The organism is Bradyrhizobium macuxiense (assembly GCF_001542415.1).
Classification (GTDB): domain Bacteria; phylum Pseudomonadota; class Alphaproteobacteria; order Rhizobiales; family Xanthobacteraceae; genus Bradyrhizobium; species Bradyrhizobium macuxiense.
The window spans coordinates 39,376-62,832 of the sequence record NZ_LNCU01000034.1; the positions used below are offsets into that span (position 1 = coordinate 39,376).

Here is a 23,457-nt window from a genome sequence, read left to right on the forward strand (position 1 = left end):
CACCTCTCCCTTGGGAGAGGTCGGCGCACTCGGATCGGCGCTTCGCGCCGTCCGAGCACAGGCTCCGCGCCGGGTGAGGGGTTAAGGTCTCTCGGTGGAGCTGCGGCCCCTCACCCGATTTGCTGCGCAAATCGACCTCTCCCCGCCGGGGAGAGGCGGACCGAACCCGCGGTCAAACCGATTTACCCCAACTTCACCCCGCTCCAGGAGCGCTCCCTCGGAACAGTCCGCCGGCCACCGGGGGCTTTGCGATTTCCCCCTCCGGCTGCTATGGAAACCCCATGTTTTCGCGGCGCATCATACGGATTAGCGGCCCGGCTTCCGCCTGAGCCTGAAGGCTCGGCGCAAGACCGGGACCTCGTCGTTGCACCCGCGATTGATCGCGTATCCGCGCCCGCACCTGCCAAATCAGAGCCTTTATGTCCGATAAGCCGCAAAAGACCGACACTGCCGACTATTCAAAAACCCTCTATCTGCCGCAGACGGATTTCCCGATGCGCGCCGGCCTGCCGCAGCGCGAGCCGGAAATGCTCAAATACTGGAACGAGATCGGCCTGTACGACAGGCTGCGCCAGAGCGCCCAGGGCCGCGCCAAATTCGTGCTGCATGACGGCCCGCCCTATGCCAACGGCAACATCCATATCGGGCACGCGCTGAACAAGATCCTCAAGGACGTCGTGACCAAGAGCCAGCAGATGCTCGGCTTCGACTCCAACTATGTGCCGGGCTGGGACTGCCACGGCCTGCCGATCGAATGGAAGATCGAGGAGGAGAACTACCGCTCCAAGGGCAAGCAGAAGCCCGACTTCCGCGACTCCACCGCGATGGTGGCGTTCCGCAAGGAATGCCGCGCCTATGCGACGCACTGGATCAACGTGCAGCGCGAGGAATTCAAGCGGCTCGGCATCATCGGCGACTGGGACCATCCCTACCTGACGATGAGCTATCCGGCCGAGGCCCAGATCGCCCGCGAGCTGATGAAGTTCGCCGCCAACGGCACGCTCTATCGCGGCTCCAAGCCCGTGATGTGGAGCGTGGTCGAGAAGACCGCGCTGGCCGAGGCCGAGGTCGAGTACGAGGACTACACCTCGGACATGGTCTGGGTGAAATTCCCGGTCACCTCGCCCGCGCATGGCGCGCTCGCCAGTGCCTCCGTCGTGATCTGGACCACCACGCCCTGGACGCTGCCCGGCAACCGCGCCATCTCGTTCTCGCCGAAGATCGCCTACGGCCTCTACAAGGTGACGGACGCGCCCGCGGACAATTGGGCCAAGACCGGCGATCTCCTGATCCTGGCGGATGCGCTCGCTACAGAAGTGTTCAAGCAGGCACGCGTCACGGCCTATGAAAAGGTGCGCGACATTCCGGGCGACACGCTCGACGCCGTCGAGTGCGCCCATCCGCTGCGTGGATTCGGCGGCGGCTACGAATTCACCGTGCCGCTGCTCGCCGGCGAGCACGTCACCGACGACACCGGTACCGGCTTCGTGCACACCGCGCCGAGCCATGGCCGCGAGGACTTCGACGTCTGGATGGCCAACACCCGCGAGCTCGACGCCCGCGGCATCCCGACCGCGATCCCCTATACGGTCGACGAGAACGGCGCCTACACCGCGCAGGCCCCCGGCTTCACCGGAAAGCGCGTGATCAACGACAAGGGCGAAAAGGGCGATGCCAACGAGGCCGTGATCAAGGCGCTGATCGAGGCCGGCAAGCTGCTCGCGCGCGGCCGCCTGAAGCACCAGTATCCGCATTCCTGGCGCTCCAAGAAGCCGGTGATCTTCCGCAACACGCCGCAATGGTTCATCGCGATGGACAAGCCCATCGCCGAGGGCGGCCACGCGAAGAAGGGCGACACGCTGCGCGCCCGCGCGCTGCATGCCATTTCCGTGACGCAATGGGTGCCGCCGGCCGGCGAGAACCGCATCAACGGCATGATCGCGAACCGCCCGGACTGGGTGATCTCGCGCCAGCGCGCCTGGGGCGTGCCGATCGCCGTGTTCGTGCGCGAGAAGGCCGACGGCTCGGCGGAGATCCTGCAGGACGAGCTGGTCAACCAGCGCATCGCCGAAGCCTTCATGGAGGAAGGCGCCGACGCCTGGTACATGGACGGCGCCCGCGAGCGCTTCCTCGGCAATCGCGCCGGCGAGGACTGGAAGAAGGTCGACGACATCTGCGACGTCTGGTTCGACTCCGGCTCCACGCACGCCTTCGTGCTGGAAGACCGCCAGAACTTCCCCACGCTCGGCCACATCGTGCGCAAGGCCGACGGCGGCAACGACACCGTGATGTATCTGGAAGGAAGCGACCAGCATCGCGGCTGGTTCCACTCCTCGCTGCTGGAGAGTGCCGGCACGCGCGGACGGGCGCCTTACGACATCGTGCTCACCCACGGCTTCACGCTCGACGAGAACGGCCGCAAGATGTCGAAGTCGCTCGGCAACACCGTCGAGCCGCAGAAGGTGATCAAGGATTCGGGCGCTGATATCCTCCGCCTCTGGGTCTGCGCCACCGACTATGCCGACGACCAGCGCATCGGCCCGGAAATCCTGAAGAACACCATCGAGACCTATCGCAAGCTGCGCAACACCATCCGCTGGATGCTCGGCACGCTGCATCACTTCAAGCAGGCCGAGAAGGTCGCCTATGCCGACATGCCTGAGCTCGAGCGGCTGATGCTGCACGAGCTTGCCGGCCAGGCCGAGATCGTCCGCAAGGCCTATGCGGAATTCGACTACAAGACCGTGGTCGCGAGCCTCTCCGCCTTCATGAACGCCGAGCTCTCGGCCTTCTATTTCGATATCCGGAAGGACACGCTGTATTGCGATCCGCCGTCCTCGGTGGCGCGCAAGGCGGCGCTGACCACGATCGACATGCTGTGCGATGCGATCCTGAAATGGATCGCGCCGGTGCTGAGCTTCACGACCGACGAGGCTTGGCGGATGTACCGGCCGAAGGCCGAACCGTCGGTGCACCTGACTCAATTCCCTGAAGGTCTCGAGCAACTCCGCGACGACCGGCTTGCGGCGAAGTGGGAGACGATCCGCAACGTGCGCCGCGTCGTCACCGGTGCGCTCGAGCTCGAACGCGCCGCCAAGAAGATCGGCTCGTCGCTCGAGGCCTCGCCGATCATCTACGTTGCAGACAGGGAGACGCTGGCCACGCTGTTCGACGTCGACCTCGCCGAAGTCTGCATCACCTCGAACTATGAGGTTCGCGAGGGCGAGGCGCCGGCCGGTGCCTTCCGTCTGGACGCCGTACCGGGCGTCGCAGTGGTGGTCGAGAAGGCGGTCGGCACCAAATGCGCGCGCTCGTGGAAGATCCTGCCTGATGTTGGCGAGGACCCTGAATATCCCGACGTCTCGCCGCGCGACGCCCAGGCGCTGCGCGAGTGGAAGGCTTTGAGGGGCGACATCCCCTAACTCTCCGTCGTCCCGGCGAAAGCCGGGACCCATAACCACCGCTGTCTAGAATGGACGAAGGCTGATGACCCCGAGTCATTCAAACAATACCCGGCACGGCGTATGGGTCCCGGCTCCGTGCGCAACGGCGCACTCGGCCGGGACGACACCTTTGGCGGGGCTCCGATGACGCCTCCCGTTCGCGCCGGCGTGCTCGCGGCGATCCTGACGCTGATCGCCGATCAGGCCTCGAAGCTCTGGCTGCTGCACGTGCTCGACATCCCCCACAACGGCGCGGTGTCGGTGACGCCGTTCTTCGACCTGGTCCTCGCCTGGAATCCCGGGATCAGCTTCGGCTGGTTCCAGAGCGAGAGCCCGGCGGCCCAGATCATCCTGATGGTGGTCAAGGCCGCGGCGGTGATCGCGCTGGCGGTCTGGATGGCGCGGTCGCGAACCTGGCTCGCCACTGTGGCGCTTGGTCTCATCATCGGCGGCGCCGTCGGTAACGGGATCGACCGCTTCGCCTATGGGGCGGTGGTCGATTTTGCCCTGTTTCACGTCCAGATCGGCGAAAGAATCTTCCAGTGGTACGTCTTTAACCTCGCGGACGTGGCCATCGTTGCTGGGGTGGCGGCGCTATTGTATGATTCCCTCCTGGGGGTACCCGCCGCAAAAGCGCCCTGATCCCGGCTGATACGAGCCGGTCGGCGGTAGACAAGCAGCATGCAGCGGAACTGTGCCTAAGCCAGTGATCGCCTTGCCGAATTTTTCAGATGGGGAACGCGCTATGCGCAACATCAAAGCCCGCATTGACCTGACCGAGACGTCCCGGCCGGCGCTGCTGCGCGGACTGCATCTGGCGCTGGTCGCCGCCGGAATCGGCCTTGTCATGATGACGGGTCCCGTGCGCGCCGGTGATGATGACGACGATGGCGACGATGGCCTGACCTTCGAAGAACGGATCATCGACAACCTGATGACCGGCCTTGGCGCCAAGAGCGCTGCCAGCAAGGGTATCGACTACCGCGAACGCTCCCCGCTGGTGGTGCCGCCGAATCTGACCTTGCCGCCGCCGTCCTCCTCCGCCCAGGCCACCGCACCGAACTGGCCGAAGGATCCCGATATCGCCGCGCGCAAGGCTGCGATCGCAGCCCGCAAGAAGGAGAAGAAGAAGGAACCGTGGCAGGAGGCCGTGCCGCTGACCCAGGCCGAGATCGAGGCGGGCCGCAAGCAGCAGACGGCCGTTGACAGCAACAAGGAACCGGTCGAGCCCGGCGTTTCACGGAACCCCTCGTTGATGCCGAATGAACTCGGCTACAATGGCGGCCTGCTCGGCATCTTCAAGGGCAACAGCAGCGAGTCCAAACCGTTCAAGGGCGAGCCGACCCGCGACTCTTTGACCGAGCCACCTCCGGGCTATCAGACGCCATCATCGGGCTATGCCTATGGCACGGGGCCGATGAAGCCGGTGGGGAAAGAGGGCCAGTACGACGTTATGACCGGAAAGCCGATCCAGTAATTGCGTAGCCGGCACCGGCAGGGCCCGACATGAGCAAAGCTTAATGCGGGGGGACCTCCGTCTCTCCGCTTCGTGACGAACGGCACGGGCAGTCCCGTGTACGATGCCGTGCTTTCGCGCCCCGACCGTATGTCCGGGTTTCCATAAGGACCATGATGCCCTCACGCCGATCGATTGCCCTTGCCGTCGCCGCGCTTGTTTCCACCATCTCGCTGCCAGGTAGCAGCGTCCGCGCCCAGACCACTGTCACCTCGGAACGTCCCGCCAGCTTCACGCTCGATAACGGCCTGCAGGTTGTGGTGATCCCCGATCACCGCACGCCCGTCGTCACGCAGATGATCTGGTACAAGGTCGGCTCCGCCGACGAGACGCCAGGCAAGTCCGGGCTCGCGCATTTCCTCGAGCACCTGATGTTCAAGGGCACCGCCAAGCACCCGGCGGGCGAGTTCTCGCAGACTGTGTTGCGGGTCGGCGGCAACGAGAACGCATTCACCTCTTACGACTACACCGGCTACTTCCAGCGCGTGCCGCGCGATCAGCTTGCCACGATGATGGAGTTCGAGGCCGACCGCATGACCGGCCTCATCCTGAAGGACGAGAACGTGCTGCCGGAGCGCGACGTCGTGCTCGAAGAATACAACATGCGCGTTGCGAACAATCCGGACGCCCGGTTGACCGAGCAGATCATGGCCGCGCTCTATCTCAACCATCCCTACGGCCGCCCCGTGATCGGCTGGCATCAGGAGATCGAAAAGCTCGACCGCGAGGATGCGCTCGCCTTCTACAAGCGCTTCTATGCCCCGAACAATGCGATCCTCGTGATCGCCGGCGATGTCGACCTCAAGGATGTCCGCCCGCTGGTCGAGAAGAATTTCGGCCCGATCCCGCCTCAGCACGCGATCCCCGAGAAGCGCATCCGGCCGCAGGAGCCGACGCCGGCGGCGCCGCGCACCGTCACGCTGTCGGATCCGCGCGTCGAGCAGCCGGGCCTGCGCCGCTATTACCTGGTGCCGTCAGCGACGACGGCAGCGGCCGGCGAAAGCGCCGCGCTCGACGTGCTCGCACAATTGATGGGCGGCGGAGCCAACTCCTACCTTTACCGCGCGCTGGTGATCGACCGTGGCCTGGCGATCAGCGCGGGAGCGGGCTACCAGGGCACGGCGCTCGACCCGTCGCAGTTCTCGATCTCGGTGACGCCGAAGTCCGGCGTCGAGTTCGCGCAGATCGAGGACGCGATCGACAAGGTGATCGCCGACCTCTCGCAAAATACCGCGAAGGCCGAGGACCTCGAACGGGTCAAGACCCAGCTCATCGCCGAAGCGATCTACGCGCAGGACAATCAGGCGACGCTGGCGCGCTGGTATGGCGGGGCCCTGACCACGGGGCTGAGCATCGACGACATCAGGAGCTGGCCGGACCGCATCCGCGCCGTCACCGCCGAGCAGGTGCGCGCCGCCGCGGCGAAATGGCTGGACAAGAAACGGTCGGTCACCGGCTATCTGATCAAGGATACTGCGCCGAAACGCGAGGAGAAGCGCTCGTGACCTATTCCATCACCCGCCGCGCGGCGCTGATCGGCAGTGCTTGCACTGCGATACTGGCGCTTTCGTCCGCGCCCTCGCAGGCTGCGGCCAAGATCCAGCGCGTGGTGTCGCCCGGCGGCATCGGGGCCTGGTTCGTGCAGGACGCGACCGTGCCCCTGATCGCGATGGAATATGCTTTCAGCGGCGGCGCAAGCCAGGATCCGCCGACCAAGCCCGGCGTCGGCAATCTGGTCGCGGACCTGCTCGACGAAGGCTCCGGTGATCTCGATTCCAAGACCTACCACGAACGGCTCGACCGCCGCGCGATCGAGCTCAGCTTCCAGGCGACACGCGATCACTTCCGCGGCTCGCTTCGCATGCTCAAGGACAACAAGGACGAGGCCTACGACCTGTTGCGGATGGCACTGACCTCGCCGCACTTCGAGCCGACCGACGTCGAACGCATCCGCGCCCAGGTGATCTCGACCCTGCGCCGTGAATCGACCAACCCTTCCTCGCTGGCCGGCCGCAAGTTCCTCGAAGTCGCATTCGGCGACCATCCCTATGGCAGGTCGGCGACCGGCACGCTCGAGAGCGTGCCGAAGATCGAGATCTCGGAGCTGAAGGATTACGTCCGCCGCGTCATCGCCAAGGACACGTTGCGCATCGCCGTGGTCGGCGACGTCGATCCTGACACGCTCGGCAAGCTGCTCGACAAGACCTTCGGCGGCCTGCCCGCGAAGGCCGAGCTGACGCCGGTTCCCGATGTGGTGGCAACCAAACCGCCGCAGCGCGCCTTCGTCCCGCTCGACGTGCCGCAGACCGTCGTCACCTTCGGCGGACCCGGCATCCGCCGGCACGATCCGGATTTCATGGCGGCCTATGTGGTGAACCACATCCTCGGCGGCGGCGGGCTGTCGTCGCGGCTGTACAAGGAGGTGCGCGAGAAGCGCGGCCTGGCCTATTCGGTCTATGAAGCGCTGATCTGGATGGATCACTCCGCGCTGTTCATCGGCAACACCGGCACCCGCGCCGATCGTGCCGGCGAGACTGTCGATGCGATCAACGCCGAGATCCGCCGCATCGCCGAGGACGGCCCGACGCAGCAGGAGCTCGACGAAGCGAAGTCCTATCTGAAGGGCTCGCAGATGCTCGCGCTGGACACTTCTTCCAAGCTCGCGCAGGGACTGTTGCAGTATCAGCTCGACAAGCTGCCGATTGATTACATCGAGAAGCGCAACGCCATCGTCGACGCCGTGACGCTCGAGGACACCAAGCGGGTCGCGAAGAAGCTTTGGGGCGACGGCCTGCTCACCGTGATCGTCGGCCGCGCCCCGCAGGCGGCCGCCCAGCCCGCCGCCGTGACGCCGCCGCTGAAGGCGAACTGACGAACTTCCTACGCACGCTTCCATTGCGGCCCCCCTCTCCCCACCCTCCCCCACAAGGGGGGAGGGAGCCGGAGCGGCGTGCTCACCTCACGGCGCACACGACTGGCTCTCATGCTTGTCTCATGCTTGGGCCTGAGGCCCACAGGTGAGGGACGCATCGGCGGATGGGCTCCCTCCCCACTTGTGGGGGTCCGAGGCGAGCGAAGCTTGCTCTCGAGGGTGGGGAGAGGGGTAAGCCGCGGGCTCCGGCCGCAGACGTCACGGACACCGCCCCAACACCGACAAGCGCGCGCAACCCAAACCCGCTATCCTGCGCCTGCCGATTCTTCCTCGCCTGGTGATGCCATGCTGCGGGTTTCCCGCGACCTCTCAATCGACGAGAACGATATCGAGATCGTTTTTGTCCGCGCCTCCGGTCCGGGCGGACAAAACGTCAACAAGGTCTCGACCGCAGCCCAGCTCCGCTTCGACACGCGCAAGATCGCGCTGCCGCCGGACGCTGCGCAGCGACTGGCGCGGCTGGCGGGCAGCCGCATGACCAAGGACGGCGTGATCGTGATCCAGGCGTTTCGCTTCCGAACGCAGGAGCGGAATCGCGCGGATGGAATCGAGCGGCTGGTCGAGATGTTGAAGGAGGCGCTGGTGCGGCCGACGCCACGGCGACCGACCAAGCCGACATTCGGCTCCAAGCAGCGCCGGCTCGAGGGCAAGAAGCGCCGCAGCGATATCAAGGCGCATCGGTCGCGCAGCTTCGACGATTGAACGGCACGCCCGGATGCAGCGCACGCAAGGCACGCTGCATCCGGTCATCGTGCGCCAAGGCGTGATGCAACCCGGATGGGTCGTCATCACGCTTCAGCTTGGTGCTCAGGCAAGATCTTGTCAGAAGATCGCTAAACACTTCCGGATCATGTTTCAGAGCGTTTTCGAGCGAAGTAGATACCGGTTCGCGTGAAGAAAACGCGTCAAAACAAGAATCTAGAGCTTCGGTTCTGATTCGATCAGAACCGCAAGCGCTCTAGTACTTCTTGGTGCCCGGCGCCGCAGCTCCGGACCCGGTCGACTTGTGCGCGCCGGTGCCTGCACCGACGGTGCCGCGGGCGCCGCTCTTGGCGGCAACACCGCCCTTCTCGGTCGCAGCACCCGGCTGCGCGTTCATTTCCTCGTCGGCAGCACCTGCACCGGACGGAGCGCCCTGCATCGCGCCGGGGCTGCGCTGCATGCCGGCGCCGGTCTGGCTCTGGGTCGACATGCCCTGTGCCAGTGCTGAGCCGGCAAAAAGTGCCGACGCCGCAAATGCGACTGCGAATGTCTTCGCTAATTTCATCCATTGCTCCTGGATTTTGCTCGCGCGGAACGGTTCGGCGGTTTCCGGCGCCGTCTGCTGCGCCGCACCCGTTCCTTGCGCGTATTGACGATATCGCAAACGACGCGTGCGCTATGCAAACTGCGTCGTGTGGAGATCGTGCAGGGTTTTCGCGGCCATTTCGCGGAATTGCGCTTCACATATGCGGCGCGATCCTCGCGGCCGCCATCTTCTTGTCGTCTCATCGACAAGCACGCCGCGCTTTGTTCTCGTGAAACAGCCCGCTACTACCACCGCCGATTTGCCGCGCCCTACAGTCCGCACGACACGCGGGAACAACGGCAATGCGGCACTCGGGGTGGATCATCGGGCTCGGATTTTGCAGCGCATTGCTTGCAGTGCAAATCGCGGCGGCGCAAATGCCCCTGCCCGCCGCCAAGCCGCCCGATGGGCCGACGCTGTTCAAGCAGCAGTGCGCGACATGCCACACCACCAACACCACGGATCCCGTCCGACAGGGACCATCGCTCTACAGGGTCCTCGGCCGCCACGCCGGCAGGGCTGACGGCTTCAAATATTCCGCGGGCTTCGCCAACGCCGACTTCGTCTGGGACGAGGCCAGGCTCGATGCCTGGCTGACCAATCCGCAAGCGATGATCCCCGGCGCCGTGATGGCCTACCGGCAAGCCAAGCCCGAGACCCGCGCCATGATCATCGCCTATCTGAAGGAGCTGAACTGAATGGCGAAACCCGTGCACTCGATGATCCGCGTCTACGACGAGACGAAATCGCTGGACTTCTACAACCGTGCCTTCGGTCTCGAGATCGCGGACAATCTGAGATTTCCCGATTTCGCGCTGATCTATCTGCGCCATCCCTCCTCGCCCTTCGAGGTCGAGCTCACGGTCAATTTCGATCGCAAGGAACCATACGCGCTCGGCGACGGCTACGGCCATCTCGCCGTTGTCGTCGACGACGTCGATGCCGAGCATGAGCGCTTCGAGAAAGAGAAGCTGTCGCCCGGGCCGCTCCGCGACTTCAAGCATGACGGCAAGACGCTGGCGCGCTTCTTCTTCGTCACAGATCCCGACGGCTACAAGATCGAGGTGATCCAGCGCGGCGGGCGCTTTGGCTAGTCACATAACATAACAATGTAAATCCACGGAGGAACCCATGAGAGAAGTCGATCGACGCAGCAAATATGATCGCAGGGTCTTTCTCAAAGGCGCAGTCGCGACCGCTCCGGCGGTAGCGATCGCGACCAGCACCGGGCTTGGCATCACCGATGCGTGGGCTGACGAGGCGTCGACGCTGGCGCCGGCCACATTGAAGACGCTGCTCAAGATGGCGCGCGACATCTACCCGCACGACATGCTCGCCGACAGCTACTACGTCACCGCGATCAAGCCGTGGGATGATAAAGCAGCCAAGGACCCGGCCGTGAAATCGCTGATAAATGACGGCGTCGCCAGGCTCGACCAGGAAGCTAACGACAGCCACAAGATGCCTTACGTGCAGGTCGCCTGGGAGAGCGATCGCGTCGCGCTGCTGCAGCGGATCGAGCACAGCGACTTCTTCCAGAAGATCCGCGGCGATCTCATCGTCTCGCTCTACAACAACAAGGAGGTTTGGCCGAAGTTCGGCTACGAGGGCTCCTCCGCCGAGCACGGCGGCTACATCAAGCGCGGCTTCGCCGACATCGACTGGCTGCCGAAGGCTTGAAGCGCGTGGGACGAACGGGAGGAATATCATGGCGAAATTCGATTTGAATGACAGCGGCGTTGTCGTGATCGTCGGCTCGGGCGCCGGCGGCGGAACGCTCGGCAATGAATTGGCACAGAAGGGCATCAAAGTCGTGATCCTGGAGGCCGGCCCGCGCATCGAAAACCAGGACTTCATCAATGATGAATGGGAGAGCTTCGGCCAGCTCGCCTGGTCGGACATGCGCACGACGTCGGGAACCTGGCGCGTCCACAAGGACTTTCCGAACATTCCGGCCTGGATCGTGAAGGCGGTCGGCGGCTCCACCGTTCACTGGGCGGGCGCGTCGCTGCGCTTCGACGAGCACGAGTTCAAGACCAAGTCGGCCTACGGCAACATGCCCGGCGCCAACCTGCTGGATTGGCCGATCACGCTCGCCGAGATGGAGCCATACTACGCCAAGGCCGAAGACAAGATGGGCGTGACGCGCACCAACGGCATCCCAGGACTCCCCGGCAACAACAATTTCAAGGTGCTGGAGGCCGGCGCGAAGAAGCTCGGCTACAAGGAGGTCCACACCGGACGGATGGCGATCAACAGCGAGCCGCGCGACGGCCGCGGGTCCTGCCAGCAGATCGGCTTCTGCTTCCAGGGCTGCAAGTCCGGCGCCAAGTGGTCGACGCTCTACACCGAGATTCCGAAGGGCGAAGCCACCGGCAATCTCGAGGTGCGTCCGAGCAGCATGGTGATCAAGATCGAGCACGATCAATCCGGCAAGGTGACCGGCGTGGTCTATGCCGACGCAACAGGCGCGATGCAGCGCCAGAAGGCCCGCGTGGTCGCGGTCGCCGGCAACTCGATCGAAAGCCCGCGGCTGTTGCTCAACAGCGCGTCCAGCATGTTCCCGGACGGCCTTGCCAACTCGTCCGGCCAGGTCGGCCGCAACTATATGCGGCACATGACCGGCAGCGTGTATGCGGTCTTCGAGAAGTCGGTGCACATGTATCGCGGCACCACCATGGCCGGCATCATCCGCGACGAGGCGAAGAACGATCCGAAGCGCGGCTTCGTCGGCGGCTACGAGATGGAGACGCTGTCGCTCGGCCTGCCGTTCATGGCCGCGTTCCTCAATCCCGGCGCCTGGGGACGCAGCTTCACCAGTGCGATGGACGGCTATTCACGGATGGCAGGCATGTGGCTGGTCGGCGAAGACATGCCGCGGGAGACCAACCGCGTCACGCTCGATCCGACAATCAAGGACAAGTTCGGCATGCCGGTCGCGAGCGTGCATTTCGACGATCATCCGAACGACGTTGCGATGCGCGAGCACGCCTACAAGCAGGGCGCCGCCGTCTACGAGGCGGTCGGCGCCACCGTGACCTATCCGACCCCGCCTTATCCCTCGACCCACAACATGGGCACCAACCGGATGAGCGAGAAGCCGCGTGACGGCGTGGTCAACAAGTTCGGCCAGACCCACGACATCAAGAACCTGTTCGTCTCGGACGGCAGCCAGTTCACCTCGGGCGCGGCCTGCAATCCGACACTGACGATCGTGTCGCTGGCGATCCGGCAAGCCGACACCATTGCGGGCGCGATGCAGCGCAAGGAGATCTAGCGAGAGCGTTTTCGAATTCCCTCTGAACTCAAACGGCCTTGTCCTGCACGGACAAGGCCGTTCTTTTCGCGTGGTAGATCCGAAATCCTACTCGGCGGCGTCGAGAATGGGCTGGCTCTGAAATTCGGGGACCGCCGTTGCGCTCTGCGAGCGATAGATCAGGCAGCAGCAGCGCAATAGCGATGCGAAATTGTTGACCTCGCCGTGATGGTCGAGGACTTCGTCGTAGAGCGTGGTGAGGAATTTCGCGAGGCTCATGCCCTCCTTCGCGGCGATCTCCTCGAGCGTATCCCAGAACGACATTTCCAACCGGATCGAGGTGCAATGACCGCCGATCCGCAGCGACCGGGTCTGCGATTCGTAATTGCGTTGCGGCTGGTGCGAGAACAAATGGCACATGGCTATCCTCCCAGTCAGATTATATTTTTTCTAAACGATATACCTGCGCCTCACGCCTCACAATCACCACGTAGGGCGTAGCCAATGCGGCCGATGAAGATGAGCGTCTTCAAGGCGATAGGCCGGCTCCATCCCCAGCTAAAGGCAGCCATTCGCGCCCCGCCCCATGCATTTGCCGGCACGACCCTCTAGAATGGCGCCAATGCCTCGAATCTTGTCCTGAACGCGCCATGCCCGTCCGCCAGCTTCCCGAACAGGTCGTCAACCGCATCGCCGCCGGCGAGGTGGTGGAGCGCCCCGCGAGCGTGGTCAAGGAGCTGGTCGAGAACGCCATCGACGCCGGCGCGAGCCGGATCGACATCTTCACCGATGGCGGCGGACGTCGCCGGATCGGCATCACTGACGACGGAAGCGGCATGACGCGCGATGATCTCGCGCTTGCGGTCGATCGCCATGCGACCTCCAAGCTCGACGACGAGGACCTGCTGCGCATCCGGACGCTCGGGTTCCGCGGCGAGGCGTTGCCCTCGATCGGCGCGGTCGCAAAGCTCGGCATCACCACGCGCCATGCCAGCGAGCCGCACGCCTGGTCGCTCGCGGTCGAAGGCGGCGGGAAGGCACCGATCATGCCGGCTGCACTCGGCCAGGGCACCCGCGTCGAGGTCAACGATCTCTTCTACGCGACGCCGGCGCGGCTGAAATTCCTCAAGACCGACCGCACCGAAGCGGAAGCGATCCGCGAGGTGGTGCGGCGCCTGGCGATGGCGCGGCCCGACGTCGCGTTCACGCTGGCCGGCGAGGAGCGCGCGCCGGTCACCTGGGCCGCAGCATTGCCCGGCGCCGCGGGCCGGCTGACGCGGCTCGGCGACATCCTTGGTGCCGACTTCCGCGGCTCTGCCATCGAGGTGCGCTCCGAGCGCGAAGGCGTCGTGGTCGAGGGCTTTGCCGCCGCGCCGTCGCTGACCCGCGCCAATGCGCTCGGCCAATATCTGTTCGTCAACGGCCGCCCGGTCCGCGACAAGCTGATCCTCGGCGCGGTGCGCGCCGCCTATTCGGATTATCTGCCGCGCGACCGCCACCCGGTCGTCGCGCTGTTCGTGACCTGCGACCCCGAGGGCGTCGACGCCAACGTGCATCCGGCCAAGACCGAGGTGCGCTTTCGCAATGCCGGTCTGGTCCGGGCGTTGATCGTGCACGCGCTGAAGGATGGCCTTGCGCGCGAAGGCAGGCGCACCGCAGCCAACACCGCCGACGGCGCGACCTTGCAGGCCTTCCGCCCGGCCATCACGCCGTCGCCCCGCCCCGGCAATTGGGACTGGCGCTCTTCGCCGTCATTTCCGGTCGATCCAATGCGCTCGTTCGATGGCGCAGCCGCGACCGCCTTCGCCGAACCGAGACAGGCCGCCTTCGACGTCGGAACGCCGACCGCCGATGTGCGCTTCGAAGCGGCGCCGGCGTCCGATCTGCTCGACCGTCCGCTCGGCGCCGCGCGCACCCAGATTCACGAGACCTATATCGTCTCGCAGACCCGCGACGGGCTGATCGTGGTGGATCAGCACGCCGCCCATGAGCGCATCGTCTATGAGAAGCTGAAGGCCTCGCTTGCGAAGGACGGCGTGCAACGGCAGATCCTGCTGATCCCCGAAATCGTCGAGCTCGACGAGGCCACCGTCGAGAGGCTGCTCGATCGCGCCGAGGAGCTGGCGTCGTTCGGACTTGCGATCGAGTCCTTCGGTCCCGGCGCGGTCGCCGTGCGCGAAACACCCTCGCTGCTCGGCAAGGCCAATGCGGCCGGCCTGTTGCGCGATCTCGCCGAGCACATGGCGGAGTGGGACGAGGCGCTGCCGCTCGAGCGCCGCCTGATGCATGTCGCCGCCACCATGGCCTGCCATGGCTCGGTCCGCGCCGGCCGGCGCCTCAAGCCGGAAGAGATGAACGCGCTGCTCCGCGAGATGGAAGACACGCCGAACTCGGGCCAGTGCAACCACGGCCGCCCGACCTATGTCGAGTTGAAGCTCACCGATATCGAGAAGCTGTTCGGGCGAAGGTAGCGCCCCTCATCTTCGTCGTCCCGGGCAAGCGAAGCGCGACCCGGGACCCATAACCACCGGTGAATCTGTCGATCAAAGCTGGGGCCCAGCCTCTTCACACAACACACATTCGTGGTTATGGGTCCCTGCTTTCGCAGGGACGACAGATTAACTCGCGGCGAGAGCCCGCAAAAACACGAACTCGGTGTCGTCATACGCGCGCCGCTCGAGCTCTTCGAAGCCCTCGGGCGCTGCAAAGGCCGCAGCCTTCGCCTCCTCGACCACCAGCAGTGCGCCCGGCGTCAGCCAGCCGCCGTCGCGCAGCGAGGCCAGCGCCTTGTCCGCAAGCCCCTTGCCATAGGGCGGGTCGAGGAACACCAGCGAGAACGGCTCGACGGGGTGCGCCGAACCGAGATCGGTGGCGTCGCGACGATAGACTTTTGTCACGCCGCCGAGCCCCAGCGACTCCACATTGTTGCGCAACAGCGCACGCGCCTCCGCGCCATTGTCGACGAACAGCGTGAACTTCGCCCCGCGCGACACGGCCTCGATGCCAAGCGCGCCGGTGCCTGCAAACAGATCGAGCACGCGCGCATCCTCGATCGGATTGTCGTAGGCGTGAATGAGGATGTTGAACACGGACTCGCGCAGCCGGTCCGCGGTCGGCCGGATCTCACGGCCCGACGGCGCGGCAAGATTGCGGCCCCTCAGTCGCCCACCAACGACGCGCATTAATGTGCCCCGAAATTCGCCACGCGAGCGGTAGGCTCCCCTCCCCCTTGTGGGGAGGGGTTGGGGAAGGGGGTGCCCCACGGGTGGTCTGCCCGTGCGGCACCCCCCTCCCTGACCCTCCCCCACAAGGAGGGAGGGAATGGAGAGAATATCGATCGCGTCGCCGCGAATGACGATGACAGATCCATCATCGCGAACGCCCTACTCGTCCCGCGGCTTCAGATCGCGCTTGCCGTGATAGCCGCGCTTGGGACGGCGTGGCGGGCCGTAACCATTGGCCTCCTCCTCGTTGCGGGCGCGGGCTTCCTCGCTGCCGGTGCGCTGCACCAGCACGCGGCGGCCCTTGCGGTCACTGATCGACTCGCGCTTGCTCGCCTTGAACGGCTTCTTGTCGCGCGGCGCGTCGCCATCATCTCCGGCTTCGCGCTGCTCCGGCCGGGCGAAATCGGCGCCGGCAAGTTTTGCGACCTTCTCGCCGAGCTGCTCGCGCAACACGCGGGTCTTGACCTCCTCGACTTTGCCCTCCTCGAGCTCGCCGAGCTGGAACGGCCCGTAGGACACCCGGATCAGCCGGTTCACCTCCAGGCCGAGATGCGCCATCACGTTGCGCACCTCGCGGTTCTTGCCTTCGCGGATCGCGAACACCACCCAGACGTTGGCGCCCTGGTCGCGCTCCAGCGTCGCATCGATCGGGCCGTATTTGACGCCGTCGACCTCGACGCCCTTCTTCAGCTCGTCGAGCTGCGCCTGCGTCACTTCGCCATGCGCGCGCACCCGATAGCGCCGCAGCCATCCGGTGTCGGGCAGCTCGAGCGTCCGCGCGAGGCCGCCGTCATTGGTCAGCAGCAGCAGGCCCTCGGTGTTGAAATCGAGCCGGCCGACCGAGATCAGCCGCGGCAGGCCTTCCGGCAGATTGTCGAACACGGTCGGCCGCCCTTCCGGATCGGCATGCGTCGTCATCAGCCCGCGCGGCTTGTGATACATGAACAGCCGCGTCCGCTCGCGCGGCGGCAATGGCGCGCCGTCCACGGCCACGACGTCGTTGGCGGTAACATCGAGCGCCGGCGAATTGATCACGCGCCCGTTCACGGTCACGCGGCCTTGCGTCACCATCTCCTCGGCGTCGCGGCGCGAGGCGAGACCGGCGCGCGCCAGCACCTTCGCGATGCGCTCGCCGGATTTCTTCGGCTTCGGCTCGGGACGGGGACGCCGATCATCGTAAGAGCGCTCACGGTAGGCGCCACGGCCGCCGAAGGCCGGGCGCTTCGCGAAGACCTTGCTGTCGTCCTCATTGTCGCGGCGCGGACGGTCGGAGAAGCGCCCTTCGCTGCGCGGATGTTCCTGCCAGTCCATGCGGCCTTCCGGCCGTTCGCGGCGGCGATTGTCGCGACGGTCACCACCTTCATCTTCGCGATCCCCGGAGTCGCCCTTGCGATCCCAGCGCGGCCGGCTGAACTTCGGCCGCTCGCGGAACGGACGGTCGCCCTGCTCGCGATCGTCGCGGGAGCGCGAAAAGCGCGGCCGCTCGCCGCCGCGGTCATCGCGCGGCATACGTTCGCGCTTCTGCCAGGGCTTCTCGTCGCTCCGATCGCGACCCTCGAATTCCCGATCGCGCTTGAAGCGCGACCGATCGCTGAAATCGCGACGCGGTGCATCGCCATCCTCGCGGCGACGGAACGGGCGGCCTTCGCCCTTGTCGCCGAACGAGCGCTTGTCGCGGTCACCGCGCGAGAACTTCCTGTCGTCGAACTTGCGCTCCGCCCGCTCGCCGCGCGGGGCGTAGGAGCGCTTCTCGCCATCGCGCTCACCACGCGGCGTATAGGGACGCTTTTCCCGGTCGCGATCGCCATAGGGACGCTTGTCGCTGAACTTCTTGTCGGAGAAGCGTCCGGCGGGCCGCCCACCGCGGTCGCCGCGCGGGGCACGATCATCGCGGTCAAAATCACGGCGTTCGCCGCGCGGCTTGAACGGACGCTTCTCGCTGTCATCGCGCCCCCGATCGTCGCGCTTGAAGCGCGGCCGGTCGCCATAGTCGCGGCGCGGTGCATCACCGTCTTCGCGGCGGCGGAACGAGCGTCCCTCCCCCTTGTCGCCGAAGGAGCGCTTGTCGCGATCGCCCCTGCCGCCGAAGCTGCGCTTGCCGAACGGCTTGTCCGATCCGCCGCGGCCTCCAGGGCGGCCCTTGCCGGGCCCACCCCGGTCACGCCGGCCGCGCGGGGAATCGTTGTGTTTGTCGCTGTCGCGGGGCATGAATAATCTCGCCTGAAGGTTCAACTGGTGCGCAGGGCAACCGGCGATACGCGCACCATTTAGGGCGCGACTGGTGCAAAACCGGTATCCACTTTTGCTGAAGGCGACGCTACTAGCAGGTTTCTTCCGATGATACGAGGCATGTCGGCCCCTTCTTTCATGGATTTGGCGCTTGAAACCGCCGAAAATGCCGGAAAGTCGGGCGAAGTTCCGATCGGATGCGTGATTGTGCGGGACAATGAGGTGATCGCCAAGGCCGGCAACCGGACCCTGATCGACCGCGACCCCACCGCCCATGCCGAAATCTTGGCTATCCGGCAGGCTGCGGAGGCGATCGGCACCGAGCGGCTGGTCGATTGCGACCTCTACGTCACCCTCGAGCCCTGCACCATGTGCGCGGCCGCGATCTCCTTTGCCCGTATCCGCCGGCTCTATTACGGAGCCGCCGACCCCAAGGGAGGCGCCGTCGAGTCAGGCGTGCGCTTCTTCGCGCAGCCGACCTGCCACCACGTGCCGGAGGTCTATGGCGCCGTCGGCGAGACCGAGGCGGCGACGCTGCTGAAGGATTTTTTCAAGGCACGGCGGTAGGGGCGCCCGTAGCCCGGATGGAGCCAACGGGTCGCGCGAACGCGCGCCCGATGACAGGCTCCGCGCAATCTGGCGAAATCCCTCCGCGGAGATCGTCCCGGATTTCGCTTCGCTTCATCCGAGCTACGCAGTTCGCCGCGCAACAAAGCTATCCCCGTCATCCTGAGGTGCGAGCGCTTGCGAGCCTCGAAGGATGAATCGGCCGCAGCCGGGCCGTGCATCCTTCGAGGCTCGCCGAAGAGGCGAGCACCTCCAGCGACAAAGGCGAGCCTTTGCGCGGGGATGACGGTGCAGGAAAAGAGCTACCCCGCCAGGAAAAACTCCCGCAGCAGCTTCGCGGTCGCATCGGGCGCTTCCTCGGTGAGAAAATGCCCGGAGTCCACCGGCGCGCCGCTCACATTGGTCGCCCACCTCTTCCAGGTGTCGAGCGGCGTGGTCGCGGCGCTGGCCACGCCCGCATCGCCCCACAGGGCCAGCATCGGGATCGTGATCTTCTTGCCCGCATCGACATCGGCCTTGTCGATCTCGTAGTCGGCATAGGCGCCGGCGCGATAATCCTCGCACATCGCATGGATGCGCGAGGGATCGCGGAACGGCGCGAGGTAATGCTCCAGCGCCCGCGGGTCGATGGCATCGAGCGTCTTGCTCTTGGTCTGGCTCGCCATCTTCTCCTTCAGGAAGAACTCGCCCTGGCCCGAGATCAGCGTCTCCGGCAGCGGATAGGGCTGCGCCAGGAAGGCCCAGTGATAGATCTTCAGCGCGGACAGCCGGTTCAGTTTCTGCCAGTAATCATAGGTCGGCGCGATATCGAGCACCGCGAGCTTCGAAAGCCGGCCCGGATGATCGAGCGCCAGGCGGTACGACACGCGGCCGCCGCGATCGTGGCCGGCGAGCGCGAAATGCACGTGACCGAGCTTCTCCATCGCCTCGATCATGGTCCTGGCCATGGCGCGCTTGGTGTAGGGCGTATGGTTCGCGTCGCTGTCAGGCATATACGACCAGCCGTAGCCCGGCAGGTCGGCGATGATCAGTGTGAATTTGTCATCGAGCTTGGGCGCAACCTCGTGCCACATCACATGGGTCGACGAGAACCCGTGCAGCAGCAACAACGGCGGCCCCTTGCCGCCGACGCGAGCGAAGATGCGGCCCTGCGAGGTGTTGATCCATTCGGAGGCATAGCCGGGAAAAAGATCAGCGAGATCAGGCATCGGTGGCTCCTTCCCTTCGCGGCGCCCTGCTTCAAACTTTGTTCGGCGTTGCCGCTGGCTCGAGCGGGGTTTATGCCATCCCCGAGCCCAAGCAACAACAACACGAAGCGAGGAAGTGCCATGTCGATAGATTTCGAGATTCCGGCCGAAGCCAAGGCGATCCGCGAGAAGGTTCGCAAATTCGTGCACGACGAGTGCATTCCCGCGGAGAAGGAACTCGATACCAAGCCGCTTGCCGACGTGCTCGGTCCGCTGCGCAAGAAGGCCCGCGCGCAAGGCCTGTGGTGCCCGTTCGTGCCGAGGGAGTATGGCGGTATGGGGCTCGGCCCGCTGGCGAATGCGCTGGTGCAGATGGAGCTCGGCGAAAGCATGCTCGGCGCGCTCGCGTTGAACACGCAGGGCCCCGACGACGCCTCGATGATGACGATCCTGGCGCACGGGACCGAGTATCAGAAGGAGAAGTTCCTCAAGCCGCTGCTGAACGGCGAGAAGCGCATCTGCTTCTCGATGACGGAGAAAGCAGCCGGCGCCGACGCGACCGGCATGCAGACCACGGCCGTGAAGGACGGCAACGAGAACTACATCCTCAACGGCGAGAAGTGGTTCTCCTCGTCGGCGAGCGTCGCCGACATGGCGCTGGTGATGGCCAAGACCGATCCGAACGCGCCGCGCCACAAGCAATATTCGACCTTCATCGTCGAGCTGCCGAACCCCGGCTACCGCATCAAGCGCAACGTCGCCAACATGGCGATCGAGGGACCGCATGACGATGTCATCCATGGCGGCCATTCCGAGATCGAGATCAAGGATCTGAAGGTGTCAGCCGACAATCTGCTCGGCGGCGAGGGCAACGGCTTCAACATGGGCCAGCACCGCCTCGCCTACGGCCGCCTGCGCCACGGCATGCACAACGTCGCCAAGGCGCAGCGCGCGCTCGACATGGCAGTCGCCCACGTCACCAAGCGCTCGACCTTCGGCCAGCTGTTGGCCGATCGGCAAGCCGTGCAGTTCATGCTCGCCGACTGCGCGAGCGAACTCTATATCGGCAGGCTGATGCTGCTGCACATCGCCTACAAGGCCGAGAACGGTCTCGATATCAGGCAGGAGAACTCGATCGCGAAGATCTTCCATGCGCACATGGTGCACAAGGTGATCGACACCGCGATCCAGCTCCACGGCGCGCTCGGCTTCAGCCAGGATACGCCGCTCGCGAAATGGTACACCCAGGTGCGCTCGCAGCGGCTGGTCGACGGCCCGGACGAGGTGCACAAGTGGAAGATCGGCAAGAACGTCATCAAGGCGTTCCGCGAGCACGGCACCACCGCGAGCGCCGCGGGCGGGGATTTGCTTTAATCGCCGTCATTGCGAGCGAAGCGAAGCAATCCATATCTCCACACGGGGATAGATGGATTGTTTCGTCGCTTCGCTCCTCGCAATGACAACGCGGTTAGGCCTTCGCCTTTTCCGCCTCCACCGCCTGCCAGGCGATATCCCGCCTGCAGAAGCCGTCGGGCCATTTGATGCGATCGACCGCCTGATAGGCGCGGTCACGCGCCTCGGTCACGGTCTTGCCCATCGCGCAGACATTCAGCACGCGCCCGCCATTGGCGAGAACAGCGCCGTCCTTCGCCACCGTGCCGGCGTGGAAGATCTCGACGCCTTCGACTTTGGCGGCCTCATCGAGCCCGTCGATCCGCGTGCCCTTGGCATAGTCGCCGGGATAGCCCCTCGCCGCCATCACCACGGTCAGCGCGGGCTCGGGATACCAGCGCAGATCGAAGTTCTTCAGTTGCCCGTCGCAGGCGGCCAGCAACGCCGGCACGATGTCGGACATCATCCGCAGCATCAGCACCTGGCATTCGGGATCGCCGAAGCGGACATTGTACTCGAACAGTTTCGGGCCCTGTGCGGTCAGCATCACGCCGGCGTAAAGCACGCCCTTGAACGGAATGCCGCGGCTCTTCATTCCGGCAACCGTCGGCAGGATGATCCGCGCCATGATCTGGTCGTGCACCTCAGGCGTCACGAACGGTGTCGGCGAATAGGCGCCCATGCCGCCGGTGTTCGGGCCCTCGTCGTGATCGAACACCCGCTTGTGGTCCTGCGCCGACGCCAAGGGGATCGCGGTGTCGCCGTCGCACAGCGCGAAGAAGCTGATCTCGCGGCCCTCAAGATACTCCTCGATCACGACCTCGGCGCCCGCCGAGCCGAACGCGCCCTCGAACATCATGGCGATCGCGGCCTCGGCCTCAGCCAGCGTCATCGCGACCACGACGCCTTTGCCGGCAGCAAGGCCGTCGGCCTTGACCACGATCGGCGCGCCCTGCGCCCGGACATAAGCGAGCGCGTCGTTGGCATTGTCGAAGCGGCGATAGGCGCCGGTCGGAATGTTGAACTCGCTGCAGAGATCCTTCGTGAATCCCTTGGAGCCTTCGAGCTGCGCGGCCTGCTTGCGCGGCCCGAATGCCTTGATCCCCGCGGCGGCAAGATCGTCGACAATGCCGGCGGCGAGCGGCGTCTCCGGCCCGACCACGACCAGGTCCACCGCGTTGCGCTTGCAGAATTCGATCACCGCCGCGTGGTCGGCGACATTGAGCGCGACGCACTCGGCCTCGCGCGCGATTCCAGCATTGCCCGGCGCGCACCAGAGTTTCGCCACCAGCGGGGATGCTGCGATCTTCCACGCCAGCGCATGTTCGCGGCCGCCGGAACCGAGCAGGAGAATGTTCATAGGGATCGCCGATTGAGGGGTTGTAAGGCCATTTTGTTCGGTTTAGCACGGCGCCGGACCGCGGCAATGCGCGGTTCGATCGGATGTGGATATGTGATTCGACGCTTGAAATGGGGCGGTCGGACCTTGCACACGAGGTCGAAAACCCCGATTCTATTAGTTAAATGACCGCCGCTCCGAATCTCGTCAACGCGCCTGAATTCACCGTCTCGGAACTCTCCTCGGCCCTGAAACGGACGGTGGAGGACCGGTTTGGCCATGTCCGCGTCCGCGGCGAAATCTCCGGTTTTCGCGGCCCGCACTCCTCCGGTCACTGCTATTTCGCGCTGAAGGACGAGAACGCCAAGATCGAGGCGGTGATCTGGAAGTTCGCCCACGCCCGGATGCGCTTCAAGCCGCAGGAAGGGCTCGAGGTCATCGCGACCGGCAAGCTCACGACCTATCCGAATTCGTCGAAATACCAGATCGTCATCGAATCGCTGGAGCCGGCTGGCGTCGGCGCGCTGATGGCGCTGATGGAGGAGCGCAAGAAGAAGCTCGCCGCCGAAGGCCTGTTCGACGAGGCGCGCAAGCAGCTGCTGCCCTGGCTGCCGGAAGTGATCGGCGTCGTCACCTCGCCGACCGGCGCCGTGATTCGCGACATCCTGCATCGCCTCGAGGATCGCTTTCCCCGCCGCGTGCTGGTCTGGCCGGTCAAGGTCCAGGGCGAAGGCTCGGCAGAACAGGTCGCAGCGGCGATTCGCGGCTTTAACGCGCTGCCCGAGGGTGGACGGATTCCGCGCCCCGATCTCTTGATCGTCGCGCGCGGCGGCGGATCGCTGGAGGACCTCTGGTCGTTCAACGAGGAGATCGTGGTCCGCGCCGCAGCCGACAGCCACATTCCGCTGATCTCGGCGGTCGGCCACGAGACCGATATCACGCTGATCGATTTCGTCGCCGACAAGCGCGCCCCGACGCCGACGGCCGCCGCCGAAATGGCGGTGCCGGTGCGGAGCGAGCTGTTCGTCGAGGTCACCGCGCTCGCCCGCCGCGTCATGGTATGCTGGCAGCGCGGCCAGGAGGC

Annotated in this window: 20 protein-coding genes; 14 read left to right on the forward strand and 6 right to left on the reverse strand. The window is 65.3% G+C overall.

Translation table 11 applies throughout. The features are described from left to right. Window positions 1–419: 419 nt before the first annotated feature. From ileS to arfB, 6 genes are all read left to right on the forward strand, one after another. Window positions 420–3,422 carry an isoleucine--tRNA ligase gene (gene ileS / locus AS156_RS08185; RefSeq protein ID WP_066502430.1) on the forward strand — a complete coding sequence of 1,001 codons (3,003 nt, stop codon included), beginning with the start codon at window positions 420–422 and terminating at the stop codon, window positions 3,420–3,422. A 165-nt stretch (window positions 3,423–3,587) separates the two neighbouring features. After that, on the forward strand, window positions 3,588–4,085 hold the full coding sequence (lspA, locus tag AS156_RS08190; RefSeq protein WP_066502888.1) for a signal peptidase II: 498 nt from the start codon (window positions 3,588–3,590) through the stop codon (window positions 4,083–4,085). A gap of 103 nt (window positions 4,086–4,188) precedes the next feature. Then, window positions 4,189–4,920 carry a hypothetical protein gene (locus AS156_RS08195; protein ID WP_066502433.1) on the forward strand — a complete coding sequence of 244 codons (732 nt, stop codon included), beginning with the start codon at window positions 4,189–4,191 and terminating at the stop codon, window positions 4,918–4,920. A 152-nt stretch (window positions 4,921–5,072) separates the two neighbouring features. Further along, complete coding sequence (locus AS156_RS08200; protein ID WP_201456011.1) at window positions 5,073–6,464, forward strand: M16 family metallopeptidase; 1,392 nt, start codon at window positions 5,073–5,075, stop codon at window positions 6,462–6,464. Beyond that, complete coding sequence (locus AS156_RS08205; RefSeq protein ID WP_066502436.1) at window positions 6,461–7,831, forward strand: M16 family metallopeptidase; 1,371 nt, start codon at window positions 6,461–6,463, stop codon at window positions 7,829–7,831. Before AS156_RS08200 ends, AS156_RS08205 begins: the two co-directional genes overlap by 4 nt. Window positions 7,832–8,176: 345 nt before the next feature. Continuing rightward, complete coding sequence (arfB, locus tag AS156_RS08210; protein ID WP_066502442.1) at window positions 8,177–8,593, forward strand: alternative ribosome rescue aminoacyl-tRNA hydrolase ArfB; 417 nt, start codon at window positions 8,177–8,179, stop codon at window positions 8,591–8,593. Window positions 8,594–8,849: 256 nt separating this feature from the next. On the opposite strand, the gene AS156_RS08220 is transcribed toward arfB, so the two are convergent. After that, window positions 8,850–9,158, reverse strand: coding sequence for a hypothetical protein (locus tag AS156_RS08220; RefSeq protein ID WP_066502894.1), 309 nt, complete (start codon window positions 9,156–9,158; stop codon window positions 8,850–8,852). A 398-nt stretch (window positions 9,159–9,556) separates the two neighbouring features. Here AS156_RS08220 and AS156_RS08225 point away from each other — a divergent pair, with 398 nt between their 5' ends. The 4 genes from AS156_RS08225 to AS156_RS08240 are packed head-to-tail and all read left to right on the forward strand — an operon-like array spanning window position 9,557 to window position 12,456. Continuing rightward, the gene (locus AS156_RS08225; RefSeq protein WP_066502447.1) at window positions 9,557–9,877 is read left to right on the forward strand and encodes a c-type cytochrome; all 321 of its coding nucleotides are present in this window, start codon (window positions 9,557–9,559) and stop codon (window positions 9,875–9,877) included. Continuing rightward, window positions 9,878–10,273, forward strand: a complete 396-nt coding sequence (locus tag AS156_RS08230) for a VOC family protein (protein ID WP_066502449.1) — start codon at window positions 9,878–9,880, stop codon at window positions 10,271–10,273. Window positions 10,274–10,310: 37 nt separating this feature from the next. Beyond that, window positions 10,311–10,859 carry a Twin-arginine translocation pathway signal gene (locus AS156_RS08235; RefSeq protein ID WP_066502456.1) on the forward strand — a complete coding sequence of 183 codons (549 nt, stop codon included), beginning with the start codon at window positions 10,311–10,313 and terminating at the stop codon, window positions 10,857–10,859. Window positions 10,860–10,887: 28 nt separating this feature from the next. Next, window positions 10,888–12,456 (forward strand): GMC family oxidoreductase, encoded by a 1,569-nt coding sequence (locus tag AS156_RS08240; protein WP_066502459.1) that lies wholly within the window; start codon window positions 10,888–10,890, stop codon window positions 12,454–12,456. Between the two features lie 87 nt (window positions 12,457–12,543). On the opposite strand, the gene AS156_RS08245 is transcribed toward AS156_RS08240, so the two are convergent. Further along, complete coding sequence (locus AS156_RS08245) at window positions 12,544–12,855, reverse strand: ribbon-helix-helix domain-containing protein (RefSeq protein WP_066502461.1); 312 nt, start codon at window positions 12,853–12,855, stop codon at window positions 12,544–12,546. A 230-nt stretch (window positions 12,856–13,085) separates the two neighbouring features. Between AS156_RS08245 and mutL the strand changes: the two genes are divergently transcribed. After that, window positions 13,086–14,906, forward strand: coding sequence for a DNA mismatch repair endonuclease MutL (gene mutL / locus AS156_RS08250; protein WP_066502463.1), 1,821 nt, complete (start codon window positions 13,086–13,088; stop codon window positions 14,904–14,906). Window positions 14,907–15,053: 147 nt separating this feature from the next. Here the strand turns inward: mutL and rsmD are convergent, their stop codons facing one another. Then, a complete protein-coding gene (gene rsmD / locus AS156_RS08255; RefSeq protein ID WP_066502469.1) occupies window positions 15,054–15,617 on the reverse strand; it encodes a 16S rRNA (guanine(966)-N(2))-methyltransferase RsmD in 564 nt (187 codons plus the stop codon). 201 nt (window positions 15,618–15,818) lie between these two features. Continuing rightward, window positions 15,819–17,867, reverse strand: a complete 2,049-nt coding sequence (locus AS156_RS08260) for a pseudouridine synthase (protein ID WP_066502471.1) — start codon at window positions 17,865–17,867, stop codon at window positions 15,819–15,821. A gap of 141 nt (window positions 17,868–18,008) precedes the next feature. Between AS156_RS08260 and AS156_RS08265 the strand changes: the two genes are divergently transcribed. Further along, on the forward strand, window positions 18,009–18,455 hold the full coding sequence (locus AS156_RS08265) for a nucleoside deaminase (protein ID WP_245312610.1): 447 nt from the start codon (window positions 18,009–18,011) through the stop codon (window positions 18,453–18,455). Window positions 18,456–18,757: 302 nt separating this feature from the next. On the opposite strand, the gene AS156_RS08270 is transcribed toward AS156_RS08265, so the two are convergent. After that, window positions 18,758–19,663 (reverse strand): alpha/beta fold hydrolase, encoded by a 906-nt coding sequence (locus AS156_RS08270; protein WP_066502478.1) that lies wholly within the window; start codon window positions 19,661–19,663, stop codon window positions 18,758–18,760. Window positions 19,664–19,783: 120 nt separating this feature from the next. Between AS156_RS08270 and AS156_RS08275 the strand changes: the two genes are divergently transcribed. Beyond that, window positions 19,784–21,016, forward strand: a complete 1,233-nt coding sequence (locus tag AS156_RS08275; protein WP_066502481.1) for an acyl-CoA dehydrogenase family protein — start codon at window positions 19,784–19,786, stop codon at window positions 21,014–21,016. A 94-nt stretch (window positions 21,017–21,110) separates the two neighbouring features. Here the strand turns inward: AS156_RS08275 and purD are convergent, their stop codons facing one another. Next, window positions 21,111–22,394: a phosphoribosylamine--glycine ligase gene (gene purD / locus AS156_RS08280; protein WP_066502487.1), complete on the reverse strand. Its 1,284-nt coding sequence runs from the start codon at window positions 22,392–22,394 to the stop codon at window positions 21,111–21,113. 164 nt (window positions 22,395–22,558) lie between these two features. Here purD and xseA point away from each other — a divergent pair. Continuing rightward, the coding region (xseA, locus tag AS156_RS44080; RefSeq protein ID WP_245312643.1) for an exodeoxyribonuclease VII large subunit at window positions 22,559–23,457 on the forward strand (899 nt) is incomplete at its 3' end.